Annotated in this window: 19 protein-coding genes; 8 read left to right on the top strand and 11 right to left on the bottom strand. The window is 57.6% G+C overall.

Translation table 11 applies throughout. The features are described 5' to 3' along the window. Positions 1–221 precede the first annotated feature (221 nt). From ACM6JQ_RS03295 to ACM6JQ_RS03265, 7 genes are all read right to left on the bottom strand, one after another. The gene (locus ACM6JQ_RS03295; protein ID WP_007915900.1) at positions 222–938 is read right to left on the bottom strand and encodes an ABC transporter ATP-binding protein; all 717 of its coding nucleotides are present in this window, start codon (positions 936–938) and stop codon (positions 222–224) included. Next, positions 935–1,807, bottom strand: a complete 873-nt coding sequence (locus ACM6JQ_RS03290) for an ABC transporter ATP-binding protein (RefSeq protein WP_007915898.1) — start codon at positions 1,805–1,807, stop codon at positions 935–937. The genes ACM6JQ_RS03295 and ACM6JQ_RS03290 overlap by 4 nt, the downstream gene beginning before the upstream one ends. Then, positions 1,804–3,105 carry a high-affinity branched-chain amino acid ABC transporter permease LivM gene (gene livM / locus ACM6JQ_RS03285; RefSeq protein ID WP_007915896.1) on the bottom strand — a complete coding sequence of 434 codons (1,302 nt, stop codon included), beginning with the start codon at positions 3,103–3,105 and terminating at the stop codon, positions 1,804–1,806. Before livM ends, ACM6JQ_RS03290 begins: the two co-directional genes overlap by 4 nt. A 3-nt stretch (positions 3,106–3,108) precedes the next feature. Next, positions 3,109–4,023, bottom strand: a complete 915-nt coding sequence (locus ACM6JQ_RS03280; protein ID WP_007915894.1) for an ABC transporter permease subunit — start codon at positions 4,021–4,023, stop codon at positions 3,109–3,111. Positions 4,024–4,262: 239 nt separating this feature from the next. Then, entirely contained in the window at positions 4,263–5,396 is a 1,134-nt protein-coding gene (locus ACM6JQ_RS03275; protein ID WP_414893216.1) for an ABC transporter substrate-binding protein, read from the bottom strand. Positions 5,397–5,764: 368 nt separating this feature from the next. Continuing rightward, entirely contained in the window at positions 5,765–7,048 is a 1,284-nt protein-coding gene (locus ACM6JQ_RS03270) for an NAD(P)/FAD-dependent oxidoreductase (RefSeq protein WP_414893215.1), read from the bottom strand. Between the two features lie 158 nt (positions 7,049–7,206). After that, positions 7,207–8,697, bottom strand: a complete 1,491-nt coding sequence (locus tag ACM6JQ_RS03265) for an aldehyde dehydrogenase family protein (protein WP_007915887.1) — start codon at positions 8,695–8,697, stop codon at positions 7,207–7,209. A gap of 163 nt (positions 8,698–8,860) precedes the next feature. On the opposite strand from ACM6JQ_RS03265, the gene ACM6JQ_RS03260 reads away from it, so the two are divergent. After that, a complete protein-coding gene (locus ACM6JQ_RS03260) occupies positions 8,861–9,757 on the top strand; it encodes a LysR family transcriptional regulator (protein WP_038360422.1) in 897 nt (298 codons plus the stop codon). Positions 9,758–9,853: 96 nt separating this feature from the next. Here the strand turns inward: ACM6JQ_RS03260 and ACM6JQ_RS03255 are convergent, their stop codons facing one another. Further along, a complete protein-coding gene (locus ACM6JQ_RS03255; RefSeq protein ID WP_038360421.1) occupies positions 9,854–10,663 on the bottom strand; it encodes a helix-turn-helix domain-containing protein in 810 nt (269 codons plus the stop codon). Between the two features lie 174 nt (positions 10,664–10,837). Here ACM6JQ_RS03255 and ACM6JQ_RS03250 point away from each other — a divergent pair, with 174 nt between their 5' ends. The 5 genes from ACM6JQ_RS03250 (at position 10,838) to nadE (ending at position 15,061) form a co-directional block, all read left to right on the top strand. After that, on the top strand, positions 10,838–12,304 hold the full coding sequence (locus ACM6JQ_RS03250) for an alanine/glycine:cation symporter family protein (RefSeq protein ID WP_095113513.1): 1,467 nt from the start codon (positions 10,838–10,840) through the stop codon (positions 12,302–12,304). 134 nt (positions 12,305–12,438) lie between these two features. Then, positions 12,439–12,708: a hypothetical protein gene (locus ACM6JQ_RS03245; RefSeq protein WP_038360420.1), complete on the top strand. Its 270-nt coding sequence runs from the start codon at positions 12,439–12,441 to the stop codon at positions 12,706–12,708. Continuing rightward, positions 12,701–12,955 (top strand): hypothetical protein, encoded by a 255-nt coding sequence (locus ACM6JQ_RS03240; RefSeq protein WP_038360419.1) that lies wholly within the window; start codon positions 12,701–12,703, stop codon positions 12,953–12,955. The genes ACM6JQ_RS03245 and ACM6JQ_RS03240 overlap by 8 nt, the downstream gene beginning before the upstream one ends. A gap of 50 nt (positions 12,956–13,005) precedes the next feature. Next, entirely contained in the window at positions 13,006–14,229 is a 1,224-nt protein-coding gene (gene pncB / locus ACM6JQ_RS03235) for a nicotinate phosphoribosyltransferase (protein ID WP_414893214.1), read from the top strand. A 4-nt stretch (positions 14,230–14,233) separates the two neighbouring features. After that, positions 14,234–15,061, top strand: coding sequence for an ammonia-dependent NAD(+) synthetase (nadE, locus tag ACM6JQ_RS03230; RefSeq protein ID WP_095113511.1), 828 nt, complete (start codon positions 14,234–14,236; stop codon positions 15,059–15,061). A 172-nt stretch (positions 15,062–15,233) separates the two neighbouring features. On the opposite strand, the gene azu is transcribed toward nadE, so the two are convergent. Then, positions 15,234–15,680 carry an azurin gene (gene azu / locus ACM6JQ_RS03225; protein WP_007915878.1) on the bottom strand — a complete coding sequence of 149 codons (447 nt, stop codon included), beginning with the start codon at positions 15,678–15,680 and terminating at the stop codon, positions 15,234–15,236. A 340-nt stretch (positions 15,681–16,020) separates the two neighbouring features. Here azu and ACM6JQ_RS03220 point away from each other — a divergent pair, with 340 nt between their 5' ends. Both ACM6JQ_RS03220 and ACM6JQ_RS03215 read left to right on the top strand, forming a co-directional pair. Next, positions 16,021–16,608: a TIGR00730 family Rossman fold protein gene (locus ACM6JQ_RS03220; protein WP_095113510.1), complete on the top strand. Its 588-nt coding sequence runs from the start codon at positions 16,021–16,023 to the stop codon at positions 16,606–16,608. A gap of 68 nt (positions 16,609–16,676) precedes the next feature. Next, positions 16,677–16,874: a hypothetical protein gene (locus ACM6JQ_RS03215; RefSeq protein WP_095113509.1), complete on the top strand. Its 198-nt coding sequence runs from the start codon at positions 16,677–16,679 to the stop codon at positions 16,872–16,874. A gap of 212 nt (positions 16,875–17,086) precedes the next feature. Here ACM6JQ_RS03215 and ACM6JQ_RS03210 read toward each other — a convergent pair whose 3' ends face one another. After that, positions 17,087–17,977, bottom strand: coding sequence for a transglutaminase family protein (locus ACM6JQ_RS03210; RefSeq protein WP_414893213.1), 891 nt, complete (start codon positions 17,975–17,977; stop codon positions 17,087–17,089). Further along, the gene (locus ACM6JQ_RS03205; RefSeq protein ID WP_414893212.1) at positions 17,977–20,463 is read right to left on the bottom strand and encodes a circularly permuted type 2 ATP-grasp protein; all 2,487 of its coding nucleotides are present in this window, start codon (positions 20,461–20,463) and stop codon (positions 17,977–17,979) included. Before ACM6JQ_RS03205 ends, ACM6JQ_RS03210 begins: the two co-directional genes overlap by 1 nt. Between the last annotated feature and the right edge of the window lie 9 nt (positions 20,464–20,472).

Raw genomic sequence — 20,472 nt, 5'->3', positions numbered from 1 at the left:
TTTGGCAGCTATGGGAATTTGTTTTCCACAATTCCACGCAAGACTTGAAATCACTGATCAATTCCCTGTAGGAGCTGCCGAAGGCTGCGATCTTTTGATCTTTAAAGACAACATCAAAAGATCGCAGCCTTCGGCAGCTCCTACACAGGCGTGCGGTATGTTTGCGGAATGAAAAAGCCCCGGGACTTGCGTCGCCGGGGCTGTGCATAACGCTGGAAGAATCAGTGCCCGCCCAGATAGGCGTTACGCACCTCCTCATTCACCAGCAACTCTTTACCCGTGCCGGTCAGGCGAATCTCGCCGTTGACCATCACATACGCGCGGTCAGACAGTTTCAGCGCATGGTTGGCGTTCTGCTCGACCAGAAAAATGGTCATGCCGGTTTTCGCCAGTTCACGCAGGGTCGCAAAGATCTGCTTCACCACAATCGGCGCCAACCCGAGGCTAGGTTCATCGAGCAGCAACAGCTTCGGTCGACTCATCAGTGCCCGAGCAATGGCGAGCATTTGCTGTTCACCGCCAGACATGGTCATCGCCCGTTGGTTACGTCGCTCTTCCAGCCGTGGAAACAGCGTAAACATGCGCTGCATGTCCTCTTTGGCGTACTTGTCGCCAATCGGGATGGTGCCCATCAGCAGGTTCTCCTCGACGGTCATGTCGGGAAACACCCGCCGCCCTTCCGGCGACTGCGCAATGCCGTTGGAAGCAATGTAGTGCGAGGACTTGTGGGTGATATCGACGCCTTGATAAAGGATCTGCCCGCCCGCGGCCCGTGGCTGGCCGAAGATCGACATCAGCAACGTCGATTTCCCCGCCCCGTTGGAGCCGATCAGGCTGACGGTTTCCCCTTCATTGATCTGCAGCGACACACCTTTGAGGGCCTGGATCGGACCGTAGAAGACGTCGAGGTCTTTGAGTTCGAGGATCGGTTGCGTCATACCAGCTCCTCTTCATCGGCGCCCAGATAGGCCGCGATCACTTTCGGATCGTTGCGGATCGCTTCAGGCCCGCCTTCGGCGATGACGATGCCGTGGTCCAGCACCACGATGTGATCGGAAATGCTCATTACCATGCCCATGTCGTGTTCGATCAGCACCACGGTCAGATCGTGCTCGTCGCGCAGCAGCCGGATCATCGCGCTCAGCGCTTCGGTTTCCTGAGGGTTGAGGCCGGCGGCCGGTTCGTCCAGGCAGATGATCTGCGGCCGCGTGCACATGGCTCGGGCGATCTCCAGACGGCGTTGCTGACCGTAGGAAAGTTCACCGGCGAGACGGTTGGCACAGTCCACCAGATCGACCACTTCCAGCCAGTAGAACGCGCAGTCCAGCGCGTCACTTTCGGCCTTGCGGTAGCCCTTGGTGTTGAGGATGCCGGCGAGCATGTTGCGGTTGACCCACATGTGCTGGGCCACCAGCAGGTTTTCCAGTACCGACATTTCCTTGAACAGACGAATGTTCTGGAATGTCCGCGCCAGGCCTGCACGGTTTACCAGGTGCGTACCGCCGAACATCTTGTAGTACATGCGGCTGAGGAAGGATTTCGGCGAGACAAAATCCGTCGGTTTGAACGACTCGCCCAGCAACTGAATGACGTTGGTCTGCTGGCCGCGCACATTGAGTTCGATCTTGCCGCCGGTGGCTTTGTAGAACCCGGTCAGGCAGTTGAACACCGTGGTCTTGCCGGCGCCGTTGGGGCCGATCAGGGCGAAGATCGAGTTGCGTTTTACCTTCAGGCTGACATCGCTCAAGGCCTTGATGCCACCGAAATGCATCATCAGTTTTTCAACAGAGAGTACGACTTCACTCATGGCGCAGTCCTCTCATAATGAATGGCACCTTTGCGTGGAGTGACCCCGGTACGGCTGATGCGAATCAGCCCGCGTGGTCGCCAGATCATCATCAACACCATCAGGATGCCGAACAGCAGCACGCGATATTCAGCGAAGCCGCGCAGCAATTCCGGAGCGACGGTGAGTACGAACGCGGCAATCACCACGCCGATGGTCGAGCCCATGCCGCCGAGCACGACGATGGCGAGGATCAGTGCCGATTCGAAGAAGGTGAACGAGGTCGGGTTGACGAAGCCCTGGTAGGTGGCGAAAAACACCCCGGCCAGACCTGCGGTCGATGCACCGATAGTGAACGCCGAGAGCTTGACCAGCACGTGGTTGAGGCCCATCGAGCGGCAGGCGATTTCATCTTCACGCAAGGCTTCCCAGGCGCGACCGACCGGCATTTTCACCAGCCGATGCTTGATGTACAGCACAGCCAACACCACGAGGAACAACACCGCATAGATGAAGTAATACTTCACGTCCGGGTTGTAGGCGATGCCGAAGAACTCGTGAAACGGCACCCCGCCATCCTTCGCCCGTTTGCCGAATTCCAGACCGAAGAACGTCGGCAGTGGCGCTGGCATACCGTTCGGGCCGCCGGTCAGCGACAACCAGTTGTTGAGGACCAGGCGAATGATTTCACCGAAGCCCAAGGTCACGATTGCCAGATAGTCGCCGTGCAGACGCAACACCGGGAAGCCAAGGATGCACCCGGCCAGCCCGGCAGTGATCGCCGCCAGCGGCAACACCGTCCAAAAGCCCAGACCGAGATACTGATAACCGAGCGCCAGACCGTAGGCACCGATGGCGTAGAACGCCACGTAACCCAGATCGAGCAGACCGGCCAGACCGACCACAATGTTCAACCCCAACCCCAGCAGCACGTAGATCAATCCGAGGATCACCACGCCCAGCAGATAGGAGTTGGAAACAAACGGCACGATGATCGCCAGCACAATCAGCAGCGGGATGATCCAGCGCAGGCTCGATTTATGGTCGCTTGGCAGCACATGCACACCGGAACCGGTGCTCTCGAATCCGTCGAGGATTTTCAGGCCCTTGGGTGTTTGCAGGAACAGGCTGAGGGCGAAGCGGCCGATCATGACAATGCCGATAATCCACGCCACGCGGGTCGGCTCAAGATTGAAGCTGTAACCCTCGAGTACGACGCCGACAATCGGCCCGAATACGATCAGGGCAATCAGGCCGGCCAGAATCGCCTCAACCAGGCTTTTTTTGATATCAATGCTTTTTTGAGTGGTTGAAGACATCGCTTACACCTTCGACACAAGAGGACGGCCCAACAGGCCCTGCGGCCGGAAGACCAGAACAAGTACGAGCAGCGAGAAGCTGAACACGTCTTTGTAGTCGGAGTTGACCAGACCGGAGAACAGCGACTCGGAAATGCCGAGGATGATCCCGCCGAGCATGGCCCCGGGCAGCGAACCGATCCCGCCAAGCACCGCCGCGGTGAACGCCTTGATGCCGATGATGAAGCCGGCATAGAAGTCGAAAGTGCCGTAGTTCATGGTGATCAGCACGCCGGCCAGCGCCGCCATGGCTGCACCGATGATGAACACATAGGAAATGACCCGATCGGTATTGATGCCGAGGATCGAAGCCATCTTGCGGTCTTGCTGGGTCGCACGGCACATGCGTCCGAGCTTGGTGTACTTGATGACGTAGGTCAGCAAGCCCATACCGACGAACGCGGCCACCAGAATGAAGACTTTGGTGTAGGTCAGTTGCACGAAGCCAGTACCGACTTCAACACGCCACGCCCCGGTCAGCAGGGTAGGCACACCCTGTTGTTTGGCGCCTTGGGCGATCTGTGCGTAGTTTTGCAGGATCAGGGAGATACCGATGGCGCTGATCAACGGTGCCAGTCGGGTCGAGTTGCGCAGGGGTTTGTAAGCGACTCGCTCGATGACCCAGCCATACACCGCCGTGATCACGATGGTGAAAATCAGGGTGCCGAGCATCAGCAGCGGGAAGGATTCAATACCGAAGTACGCCAGCAGAGCCAGACTGATTGCCGCCAGGTAAGCAGAAATCATGTAAACCTCGCCGTGGGCGAAGTTGATCATGCCGATGATGCCGTAGACCATTGTGTAGCCGATGGCGATCAGGCCATAGACCGACCCGAGGGTCAGACCGTTGACCAGTTGCTGCAGGAAAATACCATCCATAACGCAATCTCACGCAGTGAGAACCTGCACACCTGTGATGTGCGGTTCTTCTAGGAAAAATACAGATTTACGTCGGAGCAATGTCAGCCACGATCCACCCGTCACCACCGCCCCCTGTAGGAGTGAGCCTGCTCGCGATAGCGGATTAACATTCAACACATGTGTTGCCTGTAACTCCGTCATCGCGAGCAGGCTCACTCCTACAAAGGAACCGTGGGATCAGCTGATCGCGTCAGCCCTTACTTCTGTTTTTCCAGCTGGTGATACTTGCCGTCCTTGTCCCACTGGTAAACCACGTAGTCGGAGACTTTCAGGTCGCCCTTGGAGTCCCAGTTTTTTTCGCCCATGACGGTTTTCACCGGATTTTTCTTCAGCCAGGCTGCGGCCTCTTCGCCCTTGTTGGACTTGGCACCGTTGAACGCGGCAGCCAGGGTCTGCACCGAAGCGTAGGCGTACAGGGTGTAACCCTCAGGCTCGGTACCGGCCTTGCGGAAAGCGTCTACCACAGTCTTGCTGTCTGGCAGCAGGCGCGGGTCGGCGCCGAAGGTCATCAGCACGCCGTCGACGAATTGCGGGCCACCGGCGGTGGTCACCAGTTCGTCAGTCACGATGCCGTCATCGGACATGAACTTGACGTCTTTCAGGCCTTGTTCACGCAGCTGGCGAACCAGCGGGCCGGCCTCCGGGTGCAGACCGCCGAAGTAGACGACGTCGGCGCCGGCGCCACGGATCTTGGTGACGATGGTGCTGAAGTCTTTTTCACCACGGGTCAGGCCTTCGTACAACACAGGCGTCACGCCACGCTTGACCAGTTGTGCCTTGGTGGCATCCGCCAAGCCTTGGCCGTAGGTGTCTTTGTCGTGCAGCACAACGACTTTCTTGCCCTTGAGCACGTCGACGATGTAGTCGCCGGCCACAATGCCCTGTTGGTCGTCACGCCCGCACATACGGAACATGGCGCTGAGGCCGCGCTCGGTGACTTGCGGGTTGGTCGAACCCGGGGTGATGGCGATGATCCCGGCTTCGTCGTAGATTTCCGACGCTGGAATGGTCGAAGAGGAGCAGAAGTGACCGACCACGCCGGCGACTTTCTGGTTGGTGAGGTCCTTGGCGACCGTCACGGCCTGCTTCGGCTCGCAGGCGTCATCGCCTTTGACCAGAACGATTTTCTCCCCGTTGACGCCACCCGCCGCGTTGACTGCATCAGCCGCTGCCTGTGCACCCTTCATGTACTGCTCGCCAAATGCCGCGTTGGCGCCCGTCATTGGACCCGCTACACCGATTTTCACATCAGCTTGAGCAAACGCAGAAACACCCAACGCAGTAGCCACTGCGAGGGCCAGAAAGCCTTTCTTGTAAAACGTCTGGGACATGAGGTGGTGCTCCAAGGTTTTTTTTAGTTGGCACTGCGACTTCACTTCACTGAATGCTCAGAGCAAGGGCCGTGCCATCGGTTTTTTATTCTTCAAAAAGTCGCTGCTTTCTTGTTATTTCGACTGTTTCGTTCCCATTTTCATTGGGCGTGCAACCGTCTAAACCGCGGAAGGTGAAACCATTTATTTTTTCAGGCGCAACCCGCACGCGCCATCATTGCAACCGCGGCGCCAAACGACGTGCAACCAGCCTGTAACAGCCCGCGTCACCGAACTGCACACTGCTGGTGCGGGACTGCTACAACCCGCACCATTACAGGCTAGTCGCTGCATCGAAAAGCGCCGCTTCCGGCAACATATTTCAACACTCAAATGACGATGCGCAGGCACTGGCCCGCGTGATACAGCGAGAAACCGGCCTCGTACAGGCAACTGCGCAAGCCCACGCCGGCCAAGGGCTGCATCGGTGCGAAGGGAATCGGCAGGGCTTGCGGATTGCCGTTACACAGATAATCAGCGAAAGCCTTGCCGACCACGGTGCCGGTAGTGACGCCACGGCCGTTGTAACCGGTGACGGCCACCAGTCCCGGCGCCGGCTCGAACAAACGCATGAGGTGATCGGGTGTAAACGCAATGCGCCCGGTCCAGGTGCATTCCCACTCGACGGGTTTCAGATTGGGGAAGTAATGCTGCTGCACGCGATCGGCCCAGGCCTTGAGAAACCAGGTCGGCTTCTGATTGCCGTTGCCGAGGCTGCCGAGCAATAACCGGCCTTCTTTGTCGCGACGAATGCTGCTCAGCACTTGCCGCGTATCCCACGAGCCCTGCCCGCCCGGGAGAATTTGCTGCGCGGCGTCTTCGGTCAACGGCACCGACGCGACCTGATAGTAGTAACCGGGGAAGAAGTTGCGCTTGAGCTCGGTCCAGTCGCCTTCGGTGTAGGCGTTGGAGGCGATGACCACTTGCTCGGCCAGCACCGAACCGTGCTCGGTCTGCACCGACCATTTCGTGCCCTGACGCTCAAGGCGAGTGACCGGTGAATGATCGAACAGTTGCCCGCCGAGACCGCTTACCGCATTGGCCAGCCCGGTGACATAAGCCATCGGATTGAGCGTACCGGCGCGGCGATCAAGCAACGCAGCGGCGATTTTTTGCGTGCCCGTGGCTTGCTCGCACGCCTTGCCAGTGAGCAATTCGACTGGCGCGCCACGGCGTTTCCATTGTTGTTCACGACTGCGCAGATCCGCTTCGCCCTTGGCGTTGTGCGCCATGTGCAGGGTGCCTTCGCGGCGTAACTGACAATCGATGTTGTACTTATCCACAAGGCTGAACACCAGCGCTGGCGCCGCCCCGAGCATGCGATTGAGCTGACTGCCGACCGCTTCGCCAAACCCGGCTTCGATCTCGTCCGGTGGAATCCACATGCCAGCGTTGACCAGCCCGACGTTGCGCCCGGAACCACCGTGACCAGCGCGATGGGCCTCCAGCACGCAGACGCTTTTGCCCTTTTCCAACAGATGCAGCGCCGCCGACAACCCGGTAAACCCGGCGCCGATCACGCAGACATCGACTTTGACTTCACCCCTGAGCGCGGTGTTATTCGGCCTTTGTGGCGTGAGCTTTTCCCACAGACATTCTTCGCGTAACGGCATTGCCAGACTCCAACAGAAACCTAACAAACACTGCAAAATGATCGTTCCCACGCTCTGCGTGGGAATGCAGTCAGGGACGCTCTGCGTCCCAAAAGCGAACGCGGAGCGTCCGCTGAGGCATTCCCACGCAGAGCGAGGGAACGATCGATCTCAACCTATCAGTCGAATGTGATGCCCTGCGCCAGCGGCAGCTCCAGCGAGTAGTTCACGGTGTTGGTCTGGCGGCGCATGTACGCGCGCCACGCATCGGAGCCGGACTCACGACCGCCACCGGTTTCCTTCTCGCCACCAAAAGCGCCGCCGATTTCGGCACCGCTCGGGCCGATGTTGACGTTGGCGATGCCGCAGTCGCTGCCGACCGCCGACATGAACTGCTCGGCTTCGCGCACATCGGTGGTGAAGATGCACGACGACAGACCTTGCGGTACAGCGTTATTCAGGCGCAGCGCTTCCTGGAAATCGCTGTAGCCGACCACGTAGAGGATCGGCGCAAAAGTTTCACTGCAGACCACGTCGCTCTGCTCCGGCATTTCAACGATGGCCGGCGAAACGTAGTAAGCGTTAGGGAATTGATCTTCGAGTTGGCGCTTGCCGCCGAACACCCGGCCGCCCTCGCTCAATGCCTGTTCCAGCGCGTCCTGCATGTTTTCGAAGCTGTGCTTGTCGATCAGCGGGCCGACCAGATTGCCTTCCAGCGGGTTGCCGATGCGCACTTTCGAGTAAGCGGCCTTGAGACGAGTTACGATTTCTTCTTTGACCGACTCATGAGCGATCAGACGGCGCAAGGTGGTGCAGCGCTGGCCGGCCGTGCCGACCGCACTGAACAGAATTGCGCGCACGGCCATGTCGAGATCCGCGCTCGGGCCGAGGATCATCGCGTTGTTACCGCCCAATTCCAGAATGCTGCGAGCGAAACGAGCGGCGACTTTCGGCGCCACTTCGCGGCCCATGCGTGTGCTGCCAGTGGCGCTGATCAACGCAACACGCGGGTCATCGACCAAGGCTTCGCCAGCGTCGCGACCACCAATAATCACCTGGCAAAGATTCGCTGGGGCGTCGGTGAAATTCTTCACTACACGATCAAACAGCGCTTGGCAGGCCAACGCGGTCAGCGGAGTTTTCTCCGACGGTTTCCACACCACCGGGTTACCGCAGACCAGCGCCAGCGTGGTGTTCCACGCCCACACTGCGACCGGGAAGTTGAACGCGCTGATCACCCCGACCACGCCCAGCGGATGCCAGGTTTCACGCATGTGGTGGCCCGGACGCTCGGAGGCAATGGTCAAACCGTACAACTGACGGGACAGGCCGACGGCGAAGTCGCAGATGTCGATCATCTCCTGCACTTCACCGAGACCTTCCTGGGTGATCTTGCCGGCCTCCCAGGAAACCAGCTCACCGAGATCAGCCTTGTATTCGCGCAGCACTTCACCAAATTGACGCACCAATTCGCCGCGACGCGGGGCCGGCACCTTGCGCCATTGCTCGAACGCATGATCTGCGCGACTGATGTGCTGCTCGACTTCGGCCGGGCCTTCCCAGTTGACGGCGGCAATGCGGCTGCCGTCGATCGGTGAATGCACCGGCACTTTGCCGTTCTGATAAAGGGCCGGGTTCACACCAAGACGATCAAGCAATGCGGCAACCATGGGTCACTCCTCAAGCAAAAAACTGAATGTGTGCGGACGCTTTTTCGCGACCGGGCAGGCCTTTAGTTGTAGCGTCACAATGGCAAGGCAACAAACGACCTTTACGCGAGATATCATTCCGTTTATTCATGCTGGGCATAGAAAGACAAGAAAAGGATCAGCCATGCTGAACAAACGCCACCTGCCATCGATCACCGCATTGCAGTGTTTCGAGGCCGTGACCCGTCACCTGAGTTTCACCCGCGCCGCCGAGGAACTGAACCTGACTCAGAGCGCGGTGAGCAAGCAGGTCGCGCAGCTTGAAGAACTGTTGCAGCACTTGTTGTTCCGTCGCGTGCGTCGGCGCTTGCAGATGACCCCGGCCGGGGATTTGTACTTGGTCGAAGTACGAAAAATCCTCACGCAAGTGGAAATGTCGACGCATTACCTGCGTTCCTACGGTGGTGAAACCGAAGTCCTGCGCGTGTCTACGCCATCGACCTTCGGCGCGCGCTGGCTGGTGCCGCGCCTGAAAGGCTGGCGTCTGCGCCATCCATCGATTCACCTGGATTTGTGCAACGAGCAAGAAGCGGATGATCTGCTGCAAGGGCGCAGTGATCTGGCGTTCTATTTTGGTCAGGGCTCACGGCCCGGCACTGAATGCCTGAAGTTGTTCGGCGAAGAACTGGTGCCGGTGTGCGCGCCGGGCAGCCTGCCGGACAAGCCGTTCACTGATCCGACGCAACTCACCGATCTGGTACTCCTGCAAAATGCCTCGCGCCCGCAGGCGTGGCATGACTGGTTCGACAGTCAGGGTTACCAGACCGAACACAGCTATCACGGGCCGCGTTTCGAAACCTTTTATATGTGCATTCGCGCCGCGCAGGTCGGCTGTGGTGTGGCGTTGTTGCCGCGGTTTCTGGTGGAAGAGGAATTGGCCGACGGCAAACTGGTCATTCCCTGGCAGCATGCAATGCCCAGTTCCGACGCGTATTACCTGGCGTATCCAGAGCATGCGGCGGAAGTGCCGAAGGTGCGGGATTTTGTCAAGTGGATGCTCGAACAGATCGACAATCCCTGACCGATCGCCCTGTAGGAGATGTCGAGTGCAACAAGGCTGCGATCCTTTGATCTTAAAAGGCCGACATCAAAAGATCGCAGCCTGCTATGAGTTCTGTCAGGCGATAACAAACAGGCCCTCGACAACCTGAGCCTGAGCCAGACGCGCGCGCAGATCATCATCGATAGCGCAATCATCAGGCTTGTACAACCGAACGCGTCGATACGCATCGACGCGATTGATTTCCTGCCCGAGATATTCCCAGACAACCCTCGAGCACGCAGGAGCACGATGATCCGCCGCTGAAACCCCTATTTTCAAACCATTGAGCCGTGTAATACAGCTTTTGAAACTTGGGATGAGAATGGTCTGGCTGATTTCGTTGGAGGTAAGCGACTCATAATCGATGAAAAACAAGCGATCACGCAGGTAATAAGCAACACCCAGATATTGATACCGTTCAAAATCTTCCCTAGCCCCGGCTATCTGTAAGCGCTCGTTTCTCTCGTAGACGACGTCATCCCCCTCCCCCCGTACATGCACGAGCGAACACAGAATGGAGCCGGGGTCAGTCATTGCGTGGTAATACTCGTAGTAATAACCGATGTGGGCTTTCAGTTCCGCTGAAGACTTCTGACGCAGATGCTCATGCATTATCTGTGGCGCAGTTACCTCGCCCAAGGCTGGGTTCTTACGAGCTTTCACGCCAATCAGGTTGATGAATTGCTCCGTTGGAAGTCCAATCTCAAACTCCTCCACACCAAAGAAGTCGCAGATTCGTTTGAGATTAAAAGGTGTCGGAACGCTTTTCCCACAAAGGTACTTATTGAATTGCCCACGATTAATGCGAACTTTCCTACAAACCTCCGCGACAGATCGGTAGTGACTGCACAGCAGTCTCAAGTTTGCCGGAAGAAACTCACACATACAGTAATCCAACAAAAATCAAGAAGAGGCAACCATAGCAGCAATTCGCATCACTTTTAAGCAACTTGCGAAATTGCGCCGGATGAAATATGGCTGGATATTACGACACCTGAAAGCCTTCAGGACTGACGACACCATTAATTCGCCAGCACTCTATATAGCAAGGAGCTTTGAATGCTAGACGTCATCAACGATTTTTTGTCGGGCAAGGTATTAATACCTTTAGTTCTTGGATTGGGAAGCTATTTCACTATCCGATCGGGATTTGTCCAGATTAGATATTTCCGCCACATGTTCGGTGTTTTACACGGAAGTTGGCGCGCAGGCAGTCATCAATTGAGTTCATTTCAGGCACTCACACTCAGTCTTGCCGGACGCGTGGGCACCGGCAATATCGTTGGGGTCGGGATTGCCGTCAGCATGGGTGGGCCCGGCGCCGTATTCTGGATGTGGATGACCGCACTTTTGGGTATGTCAAGCAGCCTCTTCGAATGCACGCTGGGCCAGCTCTATAAACGCAACGACGAAAACGGTCTCTATCGAGGGGGTCCGTGTTGGTACATCCAGCACGGTCTGGGTAAACGCTGGCTCGGGATAATAGCGGCTGTATTAATGCTGGTGACCTTCGGCTTTGCAATCAATGGACTCGAGTCCCATGCAGTATCTCACTCGCTAAAGGATGCGTTTGGTCTGCCCCCCATGTGGTCAGGACTCGCACTTTCCTTGATGCTGGGAGTCGTCCTCATCGGCGGCATAAAGCGCATAGCAGCAGTAGCCGACCTTTTGGTTCCTATCAAGGTCCTCGCCTATATCGGCGTGACGGGCTACGTGTTGATTCTGCAGTTCGATCAAGTTCCGACAATGCTAGTGACCATTATCAAAAGCGCACTCGGTCTGGATCAGGCGCTTGGCGGTTTGATTGGAAGTGCAATTATCATGGGTGTCAGACGCGGGGTATTTTCCAACGAAGCAGGACTGGGTAGCGCTCCCAACGTTGCGTCAGTAGCGAAGGTCAGTCATCCGGTTGCACAGGGCGTCGTACAAGCACTGAGTGTTTTCATCGATACATTCGTAATCTGCACATGCACTGCACTAATGATTTTGCTGTCCGGTTTCTACACTCAGGGCCTTGAAGGTGACGGGATCGCTCTGGCACAAAACTCGTTGGCAGCCGTTGTAGGAGAATGGGGGCGGATGTTTATCAGCGTGGTACTTGCGTTGTTTGTATTCACGGCGATGCTTTACAACTACTACTTGGGAGAAAACAGTTTGCGCTTCATGTTTGACGAACCGCGTAAAGTGCTGATTCTCTATCGTGCGCTAGTGTTGACTCTAGTATTCTGGGGATCGATAGAAGATCTTTCCACTGTTTTGGCTTTTGCAGATATCACCATGACGTTACTGGCACTCGTCAACCTGATAACGATGGCCCTGCTTTTCAAGATATGCCTGCGCATCTTGCGTGATTACGATGACCAACGCCGCGCCGGAGTCGAGACACCCATTTTCGATTCAAAATTATTTCTTGATCTGGATCTTGATCCTGTGGCGTGGCCACCGTTAGCTTGCCGCTCAAGCACAATGAAACTTGGCGAGCCCTCTGCCCCCCCGGGAATCAGCAAACAGATTGCTCAGGCTTAGATAGAACAGATGCAGAGCCATTAAACCAAGTAATGGCTCTGCAGAAGGCAAACCAATAAATCCAACCATCGAACTAAAATAATATTAGGTTCCTCGACCTGTCACGTCTAAAACAATCTGAAAGAGCTTATCCCATGAATCGATTTCATCCGCTCAAAGCAAACGCAACCAACATTCCCACCTTCTTTATAGACTCGCATGCCGCACCTGATCAGTTATTTGAAGACGCCTGCTTCAGAATCCGCGCGGCCGCCAGTCTCCTGGAGACGTTCACCTCAGTCACTATTAAAGGAACCAACGACTCTGACTTCTATCGACTAATACTGCCTGCCTATGTATTACTTCAGGATGGTGTTGATACGCTGGAACAGATCTCCTTCAAGGGAAGCTTCATCCATGTATAAAATTGCAACCAACGAAATGATAAGAGCGGCCATGATTAAAGCAGTTGAAACCAAGCTGATACCAAGACACTCTCTGCTCGCCGAGTATATAAAGAGCTGGGACTGTCTTGAACAAGTGCTTCACGCCGCACTTGAGGTACAACCGAAAATGAACAATTTTTGCGGGCTAAGGTGTATGGCCTCAGCGGATCTTTCACCTGAAATCAAAAAAGCACTGGCAATCCCCACCGCTGATATGCGCCACTAGCGCCATTGATTGAGACCGCGCACAGGCGCGGCGCACCTGGAGACCCCGTTATGAGCGAGAGCGTGTTTGCCGATCGCATCGTGCAGAACCTGCTCGACACCGACTTCTACAAACTGACGATGATGCAGGCGGTGCTGCACAACTACCCCAACGTCGAAGTCGAATGGGAGTTTCGTTGCCGTAACAGCGAGGATCTGCGCCCGTATCTGGCCGAGATCCGTTTTCAGATCGAGCGTCTGGCCGAGCTGAGCCTGAGCGCCGATCAACTGAGTTTTCTGGAGCGCATCAGCTTCCTCAAACCGGACTTCCTGCGTTTTCTCGGGCTGTTCCGCTTCAACCTGCGCTATGTGCACACCGGTATCGAGAACGGCGAACTGTTCATCCGCCTGCGCGGGCCGTGGCTGCATGTGATCCTCTATGAAGTGCCGTTGCTGGCGATCGTCAGCGAAGTGCGCAATCGCTATCGCTACCGCGAAACCGTGCTTGAACAAGCGCGCGAACAGCTCTACCGCAAGTTCGACTGGCTGACCGCCAACGCCTCGGCCGACGAGTTATCGCAGCTGCAGGTCGCCGACTTCGGCACCCGCCGGCGCTTTTCGTTCGGCGTGCAGGCAGAAGTGGTGAACGTGCTCAAGCACGACTTCCCCGGCCGTTTTGTCGGCACCAGTAACGTGCATCTGTCGCGAGAACTGGACATGAAACCGCTGGGCACCATGGCCCACGAATGGATCATGGCGCACCAGCAACTCGGCCCACGGCTGATCGACAGCCAGATCGCCGCGCTCGATTGCTGGGTCCGCGAATACCGTGGCCTGCTGGGGATCGCGCTCACCGATTGCATCACCACCGATGCATTTCTCGGCGACTTCGACCTGTTCTTCGCCAAGCTGTTTGACGGCCTGCGCCATGACTCCGGCGATCCTGTGGTGTGGGGCGAAAAATGCATTGCGCACTATCACAAGCTCGGCATCGACCCGATGAGCAAGACCCTGGTGTTCTCCGACAGCCTGACCCTGCCCAAGTCGCTGGAGATCTTCCGCGCCCTGCACGGCCGGATCAATGTCAGCTTCGGCATCGGCACCAACCTCACCTGTGACATTCCGGGTGTCGAACCGATGAGCATCGTGCTTAAAATGACCGCCTGCAACGGCCAACCGGTGGCGAAGATCTCCGACGAGCCAGGCAAGTCCCACTGCAAAGACCCGAATTTCGTCGCCTATTTGCGACACGTTTTCCAGGTTCCTGCCGATTCCAGTCTATCTAGCAAGGAGTGAATTCATGCAAGCCGTACAGCGTGAGATTGCTGAACAGCTCAAGGTGCAACCGCCGTTCGCCGACTACCAGGCCCTGCAGGCCGAAGTCGCCCGGCGCATTACCTTTATTCAGGATTGTCTGGTCAATTCCGGGCTCAAGACGCTGGTGCTGGGCATCAGCGGCGGCGTCGACTCGCTGACCGCCGGCCTGTTGGCCCAGCGGGCGATGCGTGAGCTGCGCGACCAGACCGGCGACAACAGCTACAAATTCATCGCCGTGCGCCTGCCGTACGAAACCCAGTTCGACGAGCACGACGCCCAAGCCTCGGTGGATTTCATCGCCCCGGACGAACGTCACACGGTCAACATCGGCCCAGCGGTGAAATCGCTGGCCAGTGAAGTGGCGGCGTTTGAAGGCAAGCACGCGGTGTCGGTGGACTTCGTATTGGGCAACACCAAGGCGCGCATGCGCATGGTCGCGCAGTACACCATCGCCGGCGCGGCGCACGGGTTGGTAATCGGCACCGATCACGCGGCGGAAGCGGTGATGGGTTTCTTCACCAAGTTTGGTGACGGCGCCTGCGATCTGGCACCGCTCAGCGGTCTGGTGAAGAATCAGGTTCGCGCGATTGCCCGCAGCTTTGGCGCGCCGGAGTCGCTGGTCGAGAAAGTGCCAACGGCGGATCTGGAAGATCTGTCGCCAGGCAAACCGGATGAAGCATCGCACGGCGTGACCTATGCCGAGATCGATGCGTTCCTGCACGGTGAGCCGGTGCGTCAAGAAGCGTTCGACATCATCGTCGCGACCTACAACAAGACTCATCACAAACGCATGATGCCGTTTGCGCCTTAAGCGCTGACGGAATGAAAAAGCCCGCTGAGGAGTGATCCTCAGCGGGCTTTTCTTTGGCCATTGCTTTCATTGATGCGAATGGCCCCTTCGCGAGCAGGCTCGCTCCCACATTGATGGCGCAAACCTGTGGGAGCGAGCCTGCTCGCGAAGAACGATGACGCGGTTGACCGGCTTACTTGACAGTAATGGTGCCTTTCATCATCGAGATGTGGCCTGGGAACGAGCAGAAGAAGCCGTATTTATCAGTGCCGGCCAGCTTCGACACGTCGAAGGTTACCGAGTCAGTTTCCTTGGCACCGATGATTTTGGTGTGCGCGATCACGCGAGCATCGCCATCTTTCAGGTAGTTTTTGTCGATGCCAGCAGCCAGGCCATCAGTGGCGATTGGCTGCATGTCCGCTTCTTTGCTGATTACCAGGTTATGGCCCATGACGTTCTTCGGCAGGCTGCCGGAGTGAGTCAGTTCAACGGTGAAAGTCTTGCAGCTCTTGTCGATCACGATTTCCTTGGTGTTGAAGGACATCTGATCGGTGGAGTCAACGGTGGTTTTGCACTCGGCAGCCATCAATTGGCTGCTGGCCAGCGCCAGCAGGGATACCGCAACAACTTTGGAAAACATGGTGAATCTCCAAGGCAGGGTTAACAAAAACACGAATGGTGGAAAGACTGCCTGAAATCTTCGCAAGTTCCTATGACTTGAGTCAAAAATTGTATACAACTTTCAGGCTATGACACTCATCGAGACAATCTAACGGCCAGAATTCCGGGCCCGGCCTATGATCGGCGCATCTACTGAGACGGAGTGCCTGTCATGTTCTTTAACGGTCTGTTGTGCAGTTTGCTGGCCGCCTACGCCTGTGGCGCCAGCGGTACCTTTGAATCACCGGAACGCGAAGTTTAGCCCTTGGATCGAGGCGTGCCAGCCATTACCCTGTGACGGATTGACCCAGGAGGAAGGCATGTCTCTGAAATCCGTTTGTGTATTTTGCGGTGCCAATGCGGGCACTGATCCGGCTTACACCGAAGCCGCCATCGCCCTTGGCCGGGCCTTGGCTGAACGCAAGTTGACCCTGGTCTACGGCGGTGGTGCTGTGGGTCTGATGGGCATTGTTGCCGATGCGGCGCTGGCCGCTGGCGGCGAAGTGATCGGCATCATCCCGCAGAGCCTGATGGACAAGGAAATCGGCCACAAAAGCCTGACACGCCTGGAAGTGGTCAACGGCATGCATGCGCGCAAGGCGCGCATGGCTGAACTCAGCGATGCGTTTATCGCCCTGCCCGGCGGTCTCGGCACGCTGGAAGAGCTGTTCGAAGTCTGGACCTGGGGTCAGCTCGGCTACCACGGCAAGCCGCTGGGCCTGCTGGAAGTGAACGGCTTTTACAGCAAACTCACCGCTTTTCTTGACCATATCGTCGGCGAAGGCTTCGTTCGCGCGCCACACCGTGACATGCTGCAAGTGAGCGAATCGCCGCAAACACTGCTCGATGCCCTGGATAACTGGAAGCCGACCATCACGCCCAAGTGGGTCGACCAAAAACCCGGCTAACCACGAGGCACCGATACAGGGCAGAATATGCGCCGCTCAACCTCACCTTCGACCCAAGAGGATCGCCCATGGCCAAACCCAATTACTCCTTCGCCAAACGTCAACGAGACCTGGCAAAGGAACAGAAGAAAGAGGAAAAGCTTCAGCGCAAGAAACAAACCGCTGAAGAAGCAGCACTGAACCCTGACGGTGAAGTGGCGACGCAAGATGATGTTGATGCAACCGATGCGACTGAAACACCGAAAGATCAGGCGCCCGACGCCTGAACCCCACCGGGTTTGATGATCGAATCAGACCCTGCGGATTTGTGACAGGGCTGGCGGTTTCACCGCCGGCCCTCACAGCCCTCCCCCTTCCCAAGCACACCCAAATTCCCATGTGAGAGCGAGCCTGCTCGCGATAGCGGTGTGTCAGTTGAAATATTTGCTGCTGACACACCGCTATCGCGAGCAGGCTCACTCCTACAGTTTGATCGGCGTTAATCCAGAGGCATTACGGTGACGCGCACTTCCGGGTCGTGATTGCCGCCACCGAGGATCACCCCACGCAACGGCGACACATCAGAGAAATCCCGCCCCCACGCCAATGTGATGTGCTCCAGCGCCGGTTGCACATTGTTGGTTGGATCAAAATCCACCCAGCCCAGCACCGGACAAAACACTGAAACCCAGGCATGCGATGCATCGGCGCCGATCAAACGTGGCTGCCCCGGTGGCGGCTGAGTCAGCAAATAACCACTGACATAACGCGCCGCCAATCCTCGGGAGCGCACGCACGCCAGCATCAAATGCGCGAAGTCCTGACACACCCCGCGTCGCCGCTCCAGTACTTCCACCAAGGGCGTCGCCACTTGGGTCGCCTCGGCGTCGAAGGTGAATTCGCTGAAGATCTTCTGCATCAAGTCCTGCACACCAAGAAGCAATGGCTGCCCCGGCGGGAAACAGCTTTGCGAAAACTCGACGAAACTGCGCTTCAAATGTACGTACGGTGACTGGAAGCGGTAGCGACAGGCTTCGAGCAACTCAGCGGACAACGGCTGGCTGCTGTAGGTCAGCGCATCGCGGGTCAGCTCCCAGGCGGGCGACTGATTGAAATCCAGCGCAGGCCGCGCCAGCACTTCCACCGTGAGTTGTGCATTGACCTGCAATTCGTCATGCGGGCGTTCGAAGGCCAGTCGGGTCAACGGATTACCAAACACATCCAGCTCATCGCGCCGCGCTGTCGGGTCCGGGCTGATCAGCAATTGCTGATCGGTACAACGCTGCCAATCGCATTTCCGCGGCCACAAGTGCGCCAGTTGCTGCGCCAGGGAAACCGGGCTGTCGTAGTGATAACAGGTGTCGTGGAAAATCTGGTATCGAGCATTCATCAGACGGACACCGTGCGTTGGCTAACGTCATCGACATGAGCGAAATGACGCAGAGCCAAGCGATCCGAGACCTGCCCACTGGCCTCGGCAATCTCTTGCAGCAGATCCGCCAGACCGCTCAAAGCCGCTCGTACGCTGGACTCACCGAACAATGGATTCTCCAGACAACCCAGATCGAACCGTGCCAGACGCTCGACCAGTCGCGGCAACCCCGCTTCCCGTGGCGCGCCAAAATCATCGTTCAAACGTTTCAACGTGCGCGTGACCAGTTTCAACTGGAACAACACCGCGTGCGGGTTCTGCTCGTCCAGCAGCAATAGGTCGAGCACCGGAATCAATTGCGCCACGGCCAGATAACGTGAGCGATAGGTGATGCTGCTGTTGCCCAACTCCAGCAACCACTCCAGGCCCGCCTGATCGAAAGCACCGGCGCCACGCAGAAACGCCGCGAGGCTACTGCTGAGAAACTGCAGTCGCTCGATACGCCGGCCAATCATCAGAAAGCGCCAGCCTTCGTCGCGGGTCATGTCGTCGAGGGCAAACCCGGACAACGCCGCCAGCGACATCACCAGCCGGTTGAGGAAATCCAGCAGTTCGCCGAAGTCAGGCTCGTCGGTGTCCAGTTCCATCGCTTCGCGCTGCAACTCCACCAGCGCCTGCCAGTTCTCCCGCGAAAGCTTGCCGCGCACCTGTGACGCCGCCCACTGCAAGCGTTGCAGGTTGGAACGCAGGCTGAACGACCAGTCTTCACCGAGCAATGCAGCGAGCAAGCGCTCGGGCAGCTCTCCTTCATCCGGCAACAACGTCAACCGCTCACCGAGATCGACCGCCGCCTGCAACGCTTGCGGGTCATCACCATCGACATACCGCGCAAGCATGATGCGCAGCAGCCGCGCACTGTCGTCGCAGCGTTCGCAGTAACGGCCGAACCAGAACAGGTTCTCCACCACTCGCGAGGGTAGATACGGATCGCGCCGCACCAGATCGTGCACGCCGACATTACGCTGGCTCTTCCATTGCTCGCCGCTGGGTGGACGATCGCCAAGTACCCAAGTGTCCTTGCTCGCCCCGCCGCGCTGCATCGATACCACTTCGGCATCAGCCTCGGCGGCCACCCGGGTCAGACCACCGGGGAGCACACGATAACCATCACCACCGGCCACGGCGTACATGCGCATGCCGATCGCCCGCGGTTGCAGTTGACCATTTTCGGCCTGCCAGATTGGCGCTTGCGATAGCTGAGCCAATTCTTGCGCAACGTAGGCATAAGGGCGCGCCTGCATGCGTTCAGCAAGCGTGTGACGCTGTTTTTCACTCAGATCACGGCCAAATACAGGCGTGAAGCTTTGCGAGGGAAACGCCGGTTTGATCAACAGCTCAGGTAGTTTTTCCAAGGCCTGCGCCAGTACCGGTGGCTCGCCGCACCACCACGTCGCGATTGACGGCAAGATCAGCTCTTCGCCAAACAGGTATTGATTGATCTTCGGTAAAAAACCCAGCAACCCCGGCGATTCCAGCACCCCACTGCCCAACGCGTTGGCCACCAACACGCGGCCCTGACGCACCGCTTCGAGCAGGCCGGGAACACCCAGCGCGGAGTCCGTGCGCAGCTCCAGCGGATCGCAGAAATCATCATCGAGCCGGCGCATGATGGCGTGCACCCGACGCAGTCCGCTGAGGGTTTTGAGGTAGACCGTGGCATCGCGCACCGTCAGGTCACCGCCCTCGACCAGCGGGTAACCGAGCTGGCGAGCCAGATACAAGTGTTCGAAATAGCTTTCGTTGAAGCGCCCAGGCGTGAGCAGCACCACCAGCGGCGCCTCATCGTCACTCGGTGCCTGCCGTGCAAGGGTTTCCTGCAATGTGCGGAAAAACCCGGCCAGATGCTGCACCTTCAGATCCCGGTACAACTCAGGAAAGGCGCGGGACACGATGGTGCGGTTTTCCAAAGCATAACCGGCGCCCGACGGTGCTTGTGTGCGATCCGCCGTGACCCACCAGCGCCCATCCGGCGTGCGCGCCAGATCCACGGCATACAGATGCAGGTACGCGTCTTCCGGCGGTGCAATGCCCTGACAAGGCCATAGGAAATTGTTGTGTCCAAACACCAGTTCAGCCGGCAACAGGCCTTCGCTGATCAATCGTTGCGGCCCGTACAAATCAGCCAACACCGCATTGAGCAGACGTGCACGTTGAGCGATGCCCGCCGACAAATGCTGCCATTCATCTGCGGCAATCACGTGGGGCAACAGATCCAGCTCCCACGGCCGATCCGCGCCTTTGGGATCGGCATAGACGTTATAGGTGACACCGTTTTCCTGAATCTGCCGCGCCAGCAAAGCCTGTCGCTGCATCAGTTGCGCCGGGGTGCTGCGCTGCAACTGATCGAACAGCCGCCGCCAGTGCGGGCGCACCGCGCCACTGCCGTCGAGCAGTTCGTGATAAGTGCCCGCCGTCAGCGGGTAGCGGTCTAGCAGGTCAGGCATGGAAAGCTC

The organism is Pseudomonas sp. IT-232MI5, from assembly GCF_949767845.1.
Classification (GTDB): domain Bacteria; phylum Pseudomonadota; class Gammaproteobacteria; order Pseudomonadales; family Pseudomonadaceae; genus Aquipseudomonas.
Note: the sequence above shows the minus strand (reverse complement) of the source record. Positions and strands in the feature narration are given on the sequence as shown.

Coding starts and splice junctions, on each gene's coding strand:
- ACM6JQ_RS03205 (WP_414893212.1), bottom strand. CDS start 20,463: ATGCCTGACCTGCTAGACCGCTACCCGCTGACGGCGGGCACTTATCAC.
- ACM6JQ_RS03215 (WP_095113509.1), top strand. CDS start 16,677: ATGGCCAAACCCAATTACTCCTTCGCCAAACGTCAACGAGACCTGGCA.
- ACM6JQ_RS03280 (WP_007915894.1), bottom strand. CDS start 4,023: ATGGATGGTATTTTCCTGCAGCAACTGGTCAACGGTCTGACCCTCGGG.
- ACM6JQ_RS03245 (WP_038360420.1), top strand. CDS start 12,439: ATGAATCGATTTCATCCGCTCAAAGCAAACGCAACCAACATTCCCACC.
- ACM6JQ_RS03260 (WP_038360422.1), top strand. CDS start 8,861: ATGCTGAACAAACGCCACCTGCCATCGATCACCGCATTGCAGTGTTTC.
- nadE (WP_095113511.1), top strand. CDS start 14,234: ATGCAAGCCGTACAGCGTGAGATTGCTGAACAGCTCAAGGTGCAACCG.
- ACM6JQ_RS03270 (WP_414893215.1), bottom strand. CDS start 7,048: ATGCCGTTACGCGAAGAATGTCTGTGGGAAAAGCTCACGCCACAAAGG.
- ACM6JQ_RS03275 (WP_414893216.1), bottom strand. CDS start 5,396: ATGTCCCAGACGTTTTACAAGAAAGGCTTTCTGGCCCTCGCAGTGGCT.
- ACM6JQ_RS03255 (WP_038360421.1), bottom strand. CDS start 10,663: ATGTGTGAGTTTCTTCCGGCAAACTTGAGACTGCTGTGCAGTCACTAC.
- ACM6JQ_RS03240 (WP_038360419.1), top strand. CDS start 12,701: ATGTATAAAATTGCAACCAACGAAATGATAAGAGCGGCCATGATTAAA.
- ACM6JQ_RS03265 (WP_007915887.1), bottom strand. CDS start 8,697: ATGGTTGCCGCATTGCTTGATCGTCTTGGTGTGAACCCGGCCCTTTAT.
- ACM6JQ_RS03250 (WP_095113513.1), top strand. CDS start 10,838: ATGCTAGACGTCATCAACGATTTTTTGTCGGGCAAGGTATTAATACCT.
- ACM6JQ_RS03290 (WP_007915898.1), bottom strand. CDS start 1,807: ATGAGTGAAGTCGTACTCTCTGTTGAAAAACTGATGATGCATTTCGGT.
- ACM6JQ_RS03210 (WP_414893213.1), bottom strand. CDS start 17,977: ATGAATGCTCGATACCAGATTTTCCACGACACCTGTTATCACTACGAC.
- livM (WP_007915896.1), bottom strand. CDS start 3,105: ATGTCTTCAACCACTCAAAAAAGCATTGATATCAAAAAAAGCCTGGTT.
- ACM6JQ_RS03295 (WP_007915900.1), bottom strand. CDS start 938: ATGACGCAACCGATCCTCGAACTCAAAGACCTCGACGTCTTCTACGGT.
- ACM6JQ_RS03220 (WP_095113510.1), top strand. CDS start 16,021: ATGTCTCTGAAATCCGTTTGTGTATTTTGCGGTGCCAATGCGGGCACT.
- azu (WP_007915878.1), bottom strand. CDS start 15,680: ATGTTTTCCAAAGTTGTTGCGGTATCCCTGCTGGCGCTGGCCAGCAGC.
- pncB (WP_414893214.1), top strand. CDS start 13,006: ATGAGCGAGAGCGTGTTTGCCGATCGCATCGTGCAGAACCTGCTCGAC.